General features: G+C 72.4%; 13 protein-coding genes. 11 read left to right on the top strand and 2 right to left on the bottom strand.

Annotation, left to right across the window (positions count from 1 at the left end; all coding sequences use genetic code 11):
• Positions 1–121 precede the first annotated feature (121 nt).
• The 10 genes from ABD978_RS07065 to ABD978_RS07020 all read left to right on the top strand — a co-directional run bounded on the left by ABD978_RS07065 (position 122) and on the right by ABD978_RS07020 (position 8,877).
• Positions 122–667, top strand: a complete 546-nt coding sequence (locus tag ABD978_RS07065) for a DUF2231 domain-containing protein (protein WP_345350257.1) — start codon at positions 122–124, stop codon at positions 665–667.
• Between the two features lie 65 nt (positions 668–732).
• On the top strand, positions 733–1,161 hold the full coding sequence (locus ABD978_RS07060; RefSeq protein WP_345350254.1) for a hypothetical protein: 429 nt from the start codon (positions 733–735) through the stop codon (positions 1,159–1,161).
• Positions 1,162–1,200: 39 nt separating this feature from the next.
• Positions 1,201–1,665 carry a DoxX family protein gene (locus tag ABD978_RS07055; RefSeq protein WP_345350251.1) on the top strand — a complete coding sequence of 155 codons (465 nt, stop codon included), beginning with the start codon at positions 1,201–1,203 and terminating at the stop codon, positions 1,663–1,665.
• A gap of 163 nt (positions 1,666–1,828) precedes the next feature.
• Positions 1,829–2,152 (top strand): GNAT family N-acetyltransferase, encoded by a 324-nt coding sequence (locus ABD978_RS07050; RefSeq protein ID WP_345350248.1) that lies wholly within the window; start codon positions 1,829–1,831, stop codon positions 2,150–2,152.
• 5 nt (positions 2,153–2,157) lie between these two features.
• A complete protein-coding gene (locus tag ABD978_RS07045; RefSeq protein WP_345350245.1) occupies positions 2,158–3,450 on the top strand; it encodes an acyltransferase family protein in 1,293 nt (430 codons plus the stop codon).
• A 233-nt stretch (positions 3,451–3,683) separates the two neighbouring features.
• On the top strand, positions 3,684–5,468 hold the full coding sequence (locus ABD978_RS07040; RefSeq protein ID WP_345350242.1) for a SulP family inorganic anion transporter: 1,785 nt from the start codon (positions 3,684–3,686) through the stop codon (positions 5,466–5,468).
• 57 nt (positions 5,469–5,525) lie between these two features.
• Positions 5,526–5,987, top strand: a complete 462-nt coding sequence (locus ABD978_RS07035) for a universal stress protein (RefSeq protein WP_345350239.1) — start codon at positions 5,526–5,528, stop codon at positions 5,985–5,987.
• Between the two features lie 182 nt (positions 5,988–6,169).
• A complete protein-coding gene (locus ABD978_RS07030) occupies positions 6,170–6,577 on the top strand; it encodes a YidH family protein (protein ID WP_345350236.1) in 408 nt (135 codons plus the stop codon).
• The gene (locus ABD978_RS07025; RefSeq protein ID WP_345350233.1) at positions 6,574–6,864 is read left to right on the top strand and encodes a DUF202 domain-containing protein; all 291 of its coding nucleotides are present in this window, start codon (positions 6,574–6,576) and stop codon (positions 6,862–6,864) included. Before ABD978_RS07030 ends, ABD978_RS07025 begins: the two co-directional genes overlap by 4 nt.
• 225 nt (positions 6,865–7,089) lie before the next feature.
• Positions 7,090–8,877, top strand: a complete 1,788-nt coding sequence (locus tag ABD978_RS07020; RefSeq protein ID WP_345350230.1) for an adenylyl cyclase — start codon at positions 7,090–7,092, stop codon at positions 8,875–8,877.
• Between the two features lie 63 nt (positions 8,878–8,940).
• Here the strand turns inward: ABD978_RS07020 and ABD978_RS07015 are convergent, their stop codons facing one another.
• On the bottom strand, positions 8,941–9,186 hold the full coding sequence (locus ABD978_RS07015; RefSeq protein WP_345350227.1) for a hypothetical protein: 246 nt from the start codon (positions 9,184–9,186) through the stop codon (positions 8,941–8,943).
• Positions 9,187–9,337: 151 nt separating this feature from the next.
• On the opposite strand from ABD978_RS07015, the gene ABD978_RS07010 reads away from it, so the two are divergent.
• Positions 9,338–10,753 carry a dihydrolipoyl dehydrogenase family protein gene (locus ABD978_RS07010; protein WP_345350224.1) on the top strand — a complete coding sequence of 472 codons (1,416 nt, stop codon included), beginning with the start codon at positions 9,338–9,340 and terminating at the stop codon, positions 10,751–10,753.
• 108 nt (positions 10,754–10,861) lie between these two features.
• Here the strand turns inward: ABD978_RS07010 and ABD978_RS07005 are convergent, their stop codons facing one another.
• Positions 10,862–12,499: a beta-N-acetylhexosaminidase gene (locus ABD978_RS07005; RefSeq protein WP_345350221.1), complete on the bottom strand. Its 1,638-nt coding sequence runs from the start codon at positions 12,497–12,499 to the stop codon at positions 10,862–10,864.
• Positions 12,500–12,574: the final 75 nt, after the last annotated feature.

The raw sequence follows: 12,574 nt of genomic DNA, 5'->3' as shown, positions 1-12,574 counted from the left end.
ACCCGCCAAGATTAACTCCCGCACCCGTGGGCGCAAGAATCCCCATGCCGATTTCACCTGGCGTCCTTGACCACTCAGCGCAATAAGACCAATACTCGTTGGCGAAACAGGAGGAGGCCCTGTGGTCAGCGAACACCAGTCACAAGCCAAGCAGCCGGTCAGCGCCGCGCTCGCCGGCCCGTACGGACATCCCTTCCATCCGATCCTGGTCACGGTGCCCATCGGCGCCTGGGTGGCGAGCCTGGTCTTCGACATCGGCTCCCGTGTCTCCGCCGATCCGGCGTTCCTGACGCGTGGGGCGATGTGGCTGCTCGCCATCGGGGTGGTCGGCGCGCTGGCGGCGGCGATGGTCGGTTTCCTGGACCTGTTCGCCATCCCGGCCGGCACCCGGGCCTTCCGCACGGCCCTGGTCCACATGACGCTGAACCTGCTGGTGACCGGCGCCTACGCGGCCGACTTCGCGTGGCGGCACGCGGCCGGGCCCGCCCCGCGCGTCGGGACGGGGATGCTGGCCCTCTCCGCGGTGAGCCTGGCGGTGCTGGGCGTCTCCGGCTTCCTCGGCGGCAGGCTCGCCTACCGCTACGGGGTCCGGGTCGCCGACGAGACCACCCAGGCCGAGGGCTACGCCTCCGCCGGGCGGCCACAGCGTGCAGGCACGGCGCGATAGCGCCTCCGCCCGACCGGGCACTCTCCATTTGATCGCATCGATCACCGAACCCCGAGGAGGATCTCATGGACATCGCCGCACTGGTCACCTGGCTGGTCACCGCGCTCGGCGGCTTCTACATGATGGGCATCTGGATCTCACGCGGCGGCCTGCGCGGGACGGGTGGAAGCCGCCTGCCCGCCCCGGTCGTGTTCGGCCACTTCGCCCTCGCGGCGGCAGGCCTCGTCGTGTGGATCGTCTACCTCGTCGCCGACTCCAGGGCCCTGGCCTGGACCGCGTTCGGCCTGTTGGTCCCGGTCGCGCTTCTGGGCTTCGTGATGCTCGCCCGCTGGGTCCCGGTCTACCGGGCCCGTGCCGTCGCCCTGGCGTCCGGACCGGGCGCGGCGGCGGAGCCGGCCGAGCGGCACATCGCCGCGCCGGTCGTCGCGGCGCACGGACTGTTCGCCGTGGTCACGGTGGTCCTCGTCCTGCTCGGCGCGCTCGGCGTCGGCTGATCCGCAGCGCACTCCTCACCGCGAGAGATCGGGGGACTCGTGGACGCACTCGACCGGGCGCGGCCGTACGTGCTGTCGCTCTATCGGATCGTCGTCGCCGTCCTGTTCGGCTGCCACGGCGCCGCCTCCCTGTTCGGCGTGCTCGGCGGGGCGCCCGGCCGTGGCACCGCGGTCCCGGTCGGCGTCTGGCCCTTCTGGTGGGCGGCCCTGATCGAGTTCGGCGGCGGGATCCTGCTGCTCGTCGGTCTCGGCAGCAGGGGAACGGCCCTGCTCTGCTCGGGCACGATGGCGTACGCCTACTTCGTCGTGCACCAGCCTCGCTCCCTGTTCCCGATCCAGAACGCCGGCGAGCCCGCCATCCTGTTCTGCTGGGCCTTCCTGCTGCTGGCGGTGTTCGGCCCCGGCGCGTGGGCCCTCGACAGTGTGGTGCTCCGGTCGAGCGCCGTCACCGGTCACGGTCACGCGGGTGCGATCGCGCATCGACGGTCACGACCACGCCGGTGATGCCGCCCACGGCGCCTGGGGACGCTCGGGAGGCGACTCCGTCGTGAGGCTCCGTCGTGAGGGTGTTCTCGCAGGTCATCCTGAGAAGCAGCCGTAGCTCCAGCATCCGGCATCACACCGGTGACTGGCACAATACGGACCACCTGCAGCAGGGAGGACCCTCATGACGGCCACCGTCCGCGACAACCCGGCCGAGAACCGCTTCGAGATCTTCGAAGACGGGCAACGGGTCGGGTTCGCCGACTACAAGCTCAACGGCGACACGATCGCCTTCACCCACACCGAGGTCGACTCGGCGTTCGCCGGCCGCGGCCTGGCCCGGCGACTCGTCACGACCGCGCTCGACGACGCCCGCCGGCGCGGACTCGCCGTCCTGCCGTTCTGCCCGTACGTCCGCAAGGTCATCGCCGCGGACCCGGAGTCCTATCTCGACCTGGTCCCCCAGGACAGGCGGAGCCGGTTCGGGCTCGCCGAGGCCACCGGCTGACGCCTGTGGACACGGACCGCTCCGCCTCGCCCGGCGCCCGGCTGGCCTGGCTCGACCTGCTGCGCGGGATCGCGGCCATGGTCGTCGCGCTGCACCACGCCACGTACTACTACACCCCGCGATGGCGTGCCGGGCTGGTCGACTGGTTCGACCCGGGGCTGTACGGCGTCCTGGTCTTCTTCCTGGTCAGCGGCTACATCATCCCCGCCTCGCTGGAACGCCACGGACAGGTCCGCCGCTTCTGGATCAGCCGGGTGCTGCGCATCCATCCCCTGCTGACGACCGCCTGCGCGATCACCCTGCTGCCCTACCTGCTCGGCGTCCGCGGCCTGCGCGCCGGGCTGGAGGCCTACCGCCCGGCGACCGCCGTCCTGGCGCACCTGACCATGCTCCAGGACGTCCTCGCGGTGCCGAACGTGATCAACGTGCTGTGGACGCTCTCGTACGAGATGCTCTTCTACCTGCTCGTGGTGGCCCTGTTCGTCACCAGGACGCACCGGTTGTCCGCGCCGATCGCCGTGACGCTCGCGACCGCCGCCGTGCTGGTCGGCGGGCTGCTGCCGATGGCGGCGCTGTCCAGGACCGTCGGAATCGGACCGGTCGTCGCGCTGACCGCGGTGGTCATGGTGACCGCGATCGTCGCGGCCGTCTCGGCCCGGCCGTCGGTCCGCGTCGCGGGCGGGGTCCTCGGCGGTGTCCTGGCGCTCACCCTGGTCTGCGTGAACGGCCGCATCGCCCCCTGGCAGAGCCTGATCATCCTCGCCGTGATGTTCACCGGCACCGCGCTGTACCGCGCCGAACACCGGCAGATCTGCCGCCGTACGGCGGTGCTCTCGGCGGCCGTCGTGCTGGCCTGCGCGGTACTCGCCGGCGCCTGGCACGCACAGGTCGGCATGCCACCGGCGCAGGCGGACGCCTTCGCGGTCTACTGGGCCGGTTCGCTGCTCCTGGCCGCTGTCACGTTCGCGGCGGGCTGGGCACTGCGCCGCCGCCGGATCCCCCGGTGGCTGACCGGCCTGGGCGCCATCAGCTTCTCCCTCTACCTGCTGCACCCGGTCCTGCTCATGCTGTCCGACCAGTTCGGCGGCACTCCCGACCATGACGACGCGTTCCGCCTCGCCGTCTTCGTCGCCGTCCTGATCGCGGTCAGCGCCCTGACCTACCGGTACGTCGAAGTCCCGTTCCAGCGCCTCGGCCGCCGCATCGGCCGCCGCGCGGCTCCGGCCGCCCGGCGGCCCGCCGACGGCGTCGCGGCCGCCCCGCTCGCCGCGCCGGCAGCGGACAACGTCTCTCCGTAGGGCGTGGCGGGACCGGTTCGTCCGGGCTCGTCCACCCGCGTTCCCGGACCTGCCGGCCTTGATGCGGCCGGTGGGGATGTGACCGGAGGGACCGAGCGTGTTGTCCCCCGGGATAGTCCATCGACGTCCTCGCCACCCATTGCCGCCGACACCGTTACCGTCGGTAGTTGCCGCTGGTCAGAAAGTCCAGAACCGGCGGCGACGGGACTTCCGCACCTGCCGAGGAGCGTGAGATGCCGGGACGCACGCCAGCCGGGTCGTCGTTCGAGGGTCCGGCGTACGGAGCGCCGCAGACCGGCATCGCCGTCGGGCGGCGTCTCGGCGGTCGTCTCTCCCGGCTCGGCGAGTTGCTGCCCGGACGGGCGGACCTGGCGGCGATGCGTCGCCATCCCCGGCGGGACGTGCTCGCCGGGCTGTCCGTCGCGGTGGTGGCCCTGCCGCTGGCGCTGGCGTACGGCGCCGCTTCGGGTCTGGGGGCGCGAGCCGGGCTGGCGACCGCGGTGGTGGCCGGCGCGCTGGCGGCGATCTTCGGTGGCGGCGCGCTGCAGGTGTCCGGCCCCACCGGCGCGATGACCGTCGTGCTCATCCCCGTCGTGCATCGTTTCGGTCCCGGCGGCGTCATGCTGGCCGGGGCGATGGCCGGTGTCGTACTGATCGCCGCGGCCCTGGTCCGGCTGGGCCGGTTCGCGCGCTGCGTGCCCGCCGCGGTGGTGGAGGGGTTCGCCGTCGGAGTCGCGGTGGTGATCGCCCTGCAGCAGGTCCCGGCGGCGCTCGGCCAGGCCACCCGCCGCCACGACAAGGTGTGGCGCGAGGCCGTCCGGGCGGTCACGGACCACATCCACGAACTCCGGCCGGCGCCGCTGCTGATGGCCGTGGCGGTGGCGGCGGTCGTGATGACGGGCAACCGGTGGCTGCCCAGGGTGCCGTTCCCTCTCGTGGCGATCGTCATGGCCACGGTGATCGCCGAAGCCTTCCCGCTCGGCCTGCACCGCATCGGCGCGGTGCCCGCCGGGCTGCCCGCGCCGTCACTGAACTTCATGCACCCTGACCTGCTGGCGGCCCTGCTGCCGTCGGCGCTGGCCATCGCCGTACTGGCAGCGTTGGAGGGGTTGCTGTCGGCGGCCGTGGTCGACGCGATGGGCGGGGACCGGCCCAGCGACCCCGACCGGGAACTGTTCGGGCAGGGCCTGTCCAACCTGGCGGTGCCGCTGTTCGGCGGGGTGCCGGCCACCGCCACGCTCGCCCGGACGGCGGTCAACGTACGGTGCGGCGCCACGTCCCGGCTGGCCGCGCTCACCCACGCCATCGTGCTCGCGGTGATCGCGTTCGCCGCCGGAGGCCTGGTCGCCGACATCCCACGCGCGGCGCTCGCCGGGCTGATGTTCGGCGCCGCCGTCCGGATGATCAAAGTGGCGTCGCTGGCGTCCATCCTGCGGACCAGCCGCATCGACACCCTGATCGTGGCGTTCACGTGCACGGTGACCGTCGCGGTCAACCTCATCGCCGCGGTCGCCGCCGGGGTCGTGATCGCGACGTTGGTGACGATCGCCACCCTCGCTCGCGGCAGCCGCATCGAGGCCGTCCCCTGTACGGCGGACGGTGCCGGCACCCCGCGACCGGACATCGCCGACGGGGTGACCGGCGAAACGGCCGGCGGCGGGACGGCTACCGGCGGGATCAGTCTGTACCGCCTCGACGGGCCCTGGTTCTTCGCCACCACGCACCGGCTGCTCGCGAGCTTCGCGCACCTCACCGGGCCCGGCGTGGTCATCCTCAACATGGCCGGCGTCTCGGCCCTGGACCTCACCGCGGCCCGCGTCATCGGCGAAGTGATCACCTTCCTTCGCGCCCGCGGCGTCACGGTCCTGCTCGCCGGGGTGCGGCCCGACCACCACCGGCTGCTCGTCAACGCGGCCGACGCGCGGGCGTCCCTGGTCGATCTCATCCATTCCGATCCGGACGCCGCGCTCTCCCACGCGAGATCGCTGCTGGCCGGCGCCGACCGCCGCACCTCATGACATCCGTTCGCGTCGATCGGCGCACGCCGACCGCGGCCTCAGCACCCGGAGTCCGACATGGACGGCGGTGAGACCGTACTGGTGGGGGTGGACGGTGGCGACTCGGGTCGGGCGGCGCTGCGGGCGGCCGCGGCGCACGCGGCGGAAGGCGGCGTCCGGCTGCGGGCCGTCCACGTACGGCCCGGCCCGCTGCCCGGCGAGTGTTTCGGCTGGCCGGCGATGGACCTGTACGACACGTCCTGGCGCGACGCCCTCGAACTCGACGCCTGGTTGTGCTGCACGCTCCTGCTCGGCGGGCGGAGCCTCGAGTGGGAGTTCGTCGTCACCGAGGGCAGGCCGGCCGAGGCACTGCGCGAGCGGGCCCTGCTCGACACCGCGTGCGCGGTGTACGTCGGCGCGCGGGTTCGTTCCCGGTGGGCGGCGCGCCTGCATCGGTGCACGGCCATGGACCTGGCGCGGGACTGCCCCTGCCCGGTACGAGTGATCAACTTCGCGGACCGGGGTCCGCTGACGCCGTGAGCCCGCGCCGTTCACCGGAGCCGTCCCGGCCTGCGAGGTCGACTCCAGGGACAGTGAGTGCTTCCCTTCGGTGCACATTCAGCACACCGATCGGCGATGTCACGTAACGTTAGATTCTGATTATTCTGCGTGAAAAGCACCATCGGACGCCTGTCGACGCCGATCCTGGAGGCCATCCGCGTATGAACACGCCGCGTCAGCCCCAGATCTCCGATCGCCGGCCGGCCGCGACCGACCCGGGCGAAGCCGCGGCACCGGACGTACGGTTCCTGTTCGCGAACGAGCGGACGTTCCTGGCCTGGAGCCGGACGGCGCTCGCCCTGGTGGCCGCCGGACTCGCCGGCGTTCAGGTCCTGCGGCCCTTCCCCGGGATCCCCTGGAGCCGCGACCTGCTCGGCGTCCCCCTCATGGTGCTGGGCGCCGTCATCGCGACGGTCGGCTACCTCGAGTTCCGGCGCAATCATCGCGCTCTGCACCAGCGGAGGCCGCTGCCACGATCATGGCTGCCGACGATCCTGGCGGTGGCCGTCACCGTGACCGCGCTCACCTCCGTGGTGTTCGTCCTCGTCTCCACGGTCCGCAGCCGATGACCCCGGCGTCGCGGCCGGACCGCGACCCCGGCCTGGCGACGGAACGAACGCGCCTGGCCTGGACCCGGACCGCCGTCGCCGTCACCGCGCTCGACATCGCGATCACCAAGGCCGACCCGGTCATCGGCCTGCCCGTTCTGGCGGTGACCTCCGTGTTCTGGGTGGTCTGCCGGCGCAGGGGACCGTACGGCGCCCCGTGGCGGTTCATGCTCGCGACCGGGGCCATCGTCGGGGTCTGCGCGGCGGCGCTCGTCGCGGTGCTGTTCGGCGGCCACGTCTCCCACTGAGCGATCGACGCGGCCCCGGCCCTTTGTGGCCTTGTGTCTGTTCAACGACTTATTTCATGCCTTAAATTGTCCGCCGGACACACCAGCCGCCCGCCCGTCCGCACCGCGCGGGCGGAGCTTCGCCGACAGCAGAGGCAGGCCCGAATCCCGATGCACATCCGCGCGGCGCGAGGCCGCACGACCGGCCCGGGGCGTCGTCGCCCCTGGCCTCCGTCCCGCCGGGCGATGGGCGCCGTCGCCCTGACCGGTGCTCTCCTGACCGTCGCGATCCCGGGCGGGGTCGCCGCCGCGGCACCGCCCACGACGGGCCCGGACCTCGGTCCGGGCGTTCTCGTCTTCGACCCGAGCATGCCGCAGTCGGACATTCAGGCCGCCGTGGACGCGGTCGCCAGGCAGCAGGTCGACGACGAGATGGGCACCCGGCGCTACGCCCTGCTGTTCAAGCCGGGCGTGTACGGGTCCGCCGCCGATCCCCTCAAGTTCCAGGTCGGCTACTACACGGAGGTCGCGGGGCTCGGCCGGTCGCCGTCCGACGTGACGATCAACGGCTCGGTCGACGTCTTCAACCGTTGCCTCGCGCCGGACAACTGCATCGCGCTGGACAACTTCTGGCGCTCGATGTCGAATCTGACGATCAATCCGGCCGGGGGATCCGGGTGCCGCACGAACACCGAGTTCTGGGCCGTGTCACAGGCCGCGCCGCTGCGCCGGGTGAAGATCACCGGTAACACCACGCTGATGGACTACTGCACCGCCGGGCCGCAGTACGCCAGCGGCGGCTTCATCGCCGACTCCGCGATCTCCACGTCGGTCACCAGCGGATCCCAGCAGCAGTTCTACGTGCGGGGCGGCAGCGTCGGCGGCTGGAGCAACGGCGTCTGGAACCAGGTGTTCTCCGGCGTGGCCGGCGCGCCGGCACAGTCCTTCCCCAAACCGCCGTACACCACGCTGGCGACGACCCCTGCGTCGAAGGAGAGGCCCTACCTCTACGTCGACGGGTCCGGCGCGTACAAGGTCTTCGTGCCGGACGCCGCGCGGAACTCCCAGGGCACCACGTGGCAGGCCGGTCCGACCCCGGGCCACTCGCTGCCGCTGAGCTCCTTCTTCGTCGCACACCCGTCGGACCGCGTCTCAAAGATCAACTCGGCGCTCGCGCGGGGACGCAACCTGCTGCTCACTCCGGGCGTCTACGACGTGGCGCACAGCATCGCGGTCAAACGCGCCGGCACCGTCGTGCTCGGTCTGGGCCTGGCCACCCTGACGGCGCAGCACGGCGCCGTCCCCCTGACCGTCGCCGACGTGCCGGGCGTCGACATCGCCGGCCTGACCGTCGACGCCGGGCCGGTCGAGTCCCCGGCGCTGCTCCGGGTCGGCACGCCGCACGCCAAGGGCAGGTCGCACGGGTCCGACGCGAGCCGGCCCACCGCCCTGCAGGACGTCTTCTTCCGCATCGGCGGACCGCACGCGGGCAAGGCCGCGACCAGCCTCGTGGTCGACAGCGACCACACGATCCTCGACGACATCTGGGCGTGGCGCGCCGACCACGGCACCGGCGTCGGATGGACGCGGAACACGGCCGACACCGGCGTCGTGGTGAACGGCGACGACGTGACCGCGACCGGCCTGTTCGTCGAGCACTACCAGAAGTACAACGTCGTCTGGAACGGCGAGCGCGGCCGGACCGTGTTCTTCCAGAACGAGCTGCCGTACGACGCGCCCGACCAGGCGGCCTGGCGGCACGGCGGCGTGGACGGCTGGGCGGCCTACAAGGTCGCCGACGGCGTGCGGACCCACGAGGCATGGGGCCTGGGCAGCTACATCTACACCAACGTCGACCCGAGCCTGCACGCCACGAACGCCTTCGAGGTTCCGGTGACGCCGGGGGTGCGGATGCACGACCTGCTCACCGTCTCGCTCAACAAGGCCGGGACGATCGACCACGTGATCAACGGGATCGGCGATCCGGTGACACCGACCTACCAGGGCCCCACCAACGTGGTCGCCTACCCCTGAACCGCAGCCGATCGTCGGCTGGGAATGCACCACCGGCGGCTTCGCGGGCTCGGTGCCGCCCGGTCAGGGCAGGGAGTGCAGACGGCGCCGGGCTTCGGCGGCCAGGTCGGCGTCACCGCGCGCGGCGGCCTGGCCGTAGTGGTCGCGCGCGGCGTCGATCTCGCCGCGGCCGGCGAGGAGATCGGCGAGTTCGAAGGCGGCCGCGGCGCTCCCCGCCTCGGCACCACGCCGTAGCAGCGCCTCGGCCTTGCCGTTCTCGTCGAGTTCCTGCCACATCCGGGCCTGGCCGAGCGTCTCCTCCGCGGTCACCCTCTCCAGGTGGAACCGGACGGCGTACCCCCGCGCTCGACGGGGCGCGTCACCGCGCGACCCTTGCGTGAGAAGCTCAAGGCCTCGGCCGGTGCGGCGCGGAGGCGCGCCCGAGCGCGAGCATGAGCGGGTGGATCAGGAAGGACGAGCGGTGGACGAGTTCGATGTCGTGGTGCTGGGCGCCGGCCCGACCGGGGAGAACCTCGCGGAGCGCGCCCACGCGGGCGGGTTGACCGTGGCGATCGTGGAGAGCGAGCTGGTGGGCGGGGAGTGCTCGTACTGGGCCTGCATGCCCAGCAAGGCGCTGCTGCGCCCGGCGGCCGCGCTGGCCGAGACAGGCAGGGTCGCGGGCGCGCGTGAGGCCGTGACCGGGGCGTTGGACGCGGCGGCCGTGCTGAAGCGCCGTGACGAGTTCGCGTCGCACTGGAAGGACGACGGTCAGGTCGGCTGGCTGGACTCGACCGGGATCACCCTGGTGCGCGGCCACGGCCGGCTGGACGGGGAGCGCCGGGTGGTCGTGGACACACCCGACGGCGGGCGGCGCGAGCTGTCGGCACGGCATGCCGTCGCGGTGTGCACGGGGACCCGGGCGGCGCTGCCGGAGCTCCCCGGCCTGGCCGAGGCGCGCCCGTGGACCAGCCGCGAGGCCACCAGCTCGCCGCGGGTGCCGGCGCGGTTGGCGGTGGTCGGCGGGGGCGTGGTGGCCGTCGAGATGGCCACGGCCTGGCGGGCGCTGGGCAGTGACGTGGTCCTGCTGGTGCGCGGTGATCGGCTGCTGCCGAAGCTCGAGCCCTTCGCGGGAGAGCTGGTGGCCGAGAGCCTGCGGGCGGCCGGCGTCGAGGTGCGGTTCGGCACGACGGTGACGGCGGTGCGCCGCGACGGCCCCGTGGTCCTGACGCTGAGCGACGGGAGGGCGCTGACGGCGGACGAGGTGCTGTTCGCGACCGGCAGGGTCCCGGCGACCGCCGATCTGGGCCTGGAGAGCGTCGGCCTCGAGGCGGGCAAGCCGATCGAGGTCGATGACACCGGCCTGGCGGTCGGTGTCACGGGCGGCTGGCTCTACGCGGCCGGGGACGTCAACGGCCGCGCGCTACTGACGCACCAGGGCAAGTACCAGGGCCGGATCTTCGGCACGGTGATCGCCGACCGCGCCGCGGGCCGTGAGCTGGACCAGGCCCCCTGGGGCCGCAGCGTGGCGACCGCCGACGAGCGGGCGCTGCCGCAGGTGGTCTTCACCGACCCCGAGGTCGCGGCCGTCGGCCTCAGCCTCGAGCAGGCCGAACGCCGGGGGCACCGGGTGCGGGCGGTCGACTACGACCTGGGCGGCGTCGCCGGGGCCTCCCTCTACGCCGACGGCTACCGCGGCCGTGCCCGTGCCGTGGTGGATCTGGACCGGGAGACACTGCTGGGGGTGACCTTCGTCGGCTCCGGTGTCGCGGAGCTGCTCCACTCGGCGACCATCGCGGTGGCCGGCGAGGTCCCGATCGCGCGGCTGTGGCACGCGGTGCCCTCCTACCCGACCATCAGCGAGATCTGGCTGCGCCTCCTGGAGACCTATCGCGGCTGACGGTGAGCGCGGGCACCGGCGTCGCGACCGCGGCCGTTCGGGCCGCGCGGACGCCGGCCTGATCGTCCCGGCCGGCGCGGGCCGGCCGGGGCGATCAGAGCGACGGGGTCAGCCGGCCTGGTCCCAGGGGATCTCCGGCGAGTGGTAGAAGTTCACGCCGAGCGCCGTCCAGCGCGGGCCCTGCGCGGCCAGTCGCGTCCGGTACTCGTCCCACGACCGGCCCTGCTGCCGTGACCAGCCGATCTCGGCGATCCCGGGGAGCCGCGGGAAGGCCATGTACTCGACCTCGTGGATCTTGGTGAGCGTCTCACTCCAGATCGGCGCCTCCACGCCGCGCACGTCCTTCTCCGTCACGCCGGTGAAGATCGTGGTGGGATCCCACTGGTACGACTTCTGGACGCTGACGTAGCCCGCCCAGTGCAGGCCGTACGGCGAGTCCTTGTCGTACTGCATGTCCAGGTAGGCGTGGTTGGCGGGTGCCAGGACCAGTTGGACGCCCTTCTGCACCGCCGCGGTGGCCAGCGCGTTGCTGACCGGCTTCGTCCCGTCGGCGATGCTCCAGTTCTGGGCGAGGGTGGCCGGGCCCGGCTTGACGTCCGCCTGTGCGATCTCGTTCCAGCCGATCACGTTCTTGCCGTGCGCGTGGACGATCGGCTGCAGGCGGTCGATGAACTTGACGTAGTCGGCGAGCGGTGTGCTGTGCGCCTCGTCCCCGCCGATGTGGACGTACGAGCCGGGGGTCAGCTTCGCCAGTTCGCCGATCACGTCATTGAGGAACCGGTACGTGATGTCCTTGTCGACGCACAGCGAGCTGAAGCCGACGTTCGTGCCGGTGTAGAGCGGCGGCGCCTTGCCGTCGCAGTTCAGGTCCGCGTACGACGCGAGCGCGGCGTTCGTGTGACTCGGCGTGTCGATCTCCGGGACGACGGTGATGAAGTGCTTCTTGGCGTAGGCGACGATGTCCTTGTACTGCGCCTGCGTGTAGTAGCCGCCCTGGCCGCCGCCGACCTCGGTGCTGCCGCCGTAGGTGGCCAGCCTCGGCCAGCCGTTGATGGCGATGCGCCAGCCCTGGTCGTCGCTGAGGTGCAGGTGCAGGACGTTGATCTTGTACAGCGAGACCTCGTCGATGTACCGCTTCGTCTCGTCGACGGTGAAGAAGTGCCGGGACACGTCGAGCATCGCGCCGCGCCAGGTGAAGCGCGGCTGATCGGCGATGTGCACCGACGGGACGGTCCAGGGGCCGGGCCGTACGCTGCGCGCCTCCACCTTGGCGGGCAGCAGCTGCCGGAGCGTCTGGACGCCGTAGAACAGGCCGGCGGCGGTGGCGGCCTGGATCTGCACGCCGCCGCCCGTGACGTCGAGCCGGTACCCCTCCGTTCCGAGGCCCGCCGCCGAGGTCAGGCGCAGGGAGATGGCGTGCGGCGAGCCGGCGGGTCCGGACACGACCGGCAGGCGGTACCCGGTCGACGGGCGGACCAGCCCGGCCAGGAACGTCGCCACGCCGGCCGCGTCGCGGGAGCGTGACGCCACCACGATCTTGGTTGCACGGGTCAGAGTGAAGGACTTCCCGGGGACGGTCCGCATGGACGCCGGAGCCGGGATGACCTGGGGCACCGCCGTCGCCGCCTCCGCCTGCACCGGCCCGGTCAGGGCCACGACCAGCGGGCTCGCCGTGGCCACGACCGCGGCGGCGGTGAGCCTCGTACCGGGATGGCCGGCTGTCCGGTCGGCGCGCCGCTGGGGCATCAGTGCGCCAATTAGTTTCCTCACCATAAATAAGATCGAACATAACTTTCGAAACGTCGTCAAGAGGCCCAAAAG

The organism is Actinoallomurus liliacearum, assembly GCF_039542035.1.
Taxonomy (GTDB): Bacteria; Actinomycetota; Actinomycetes; order Streptosporangiales; family Streptosporangiaceae; genus Actinoallomurus; species Actinoallomurus liliacearum.
Note: the sequence above shows the minus strand (reverse complement) of the source record. Positions and strands in the feature narration are given on the sequence as shown.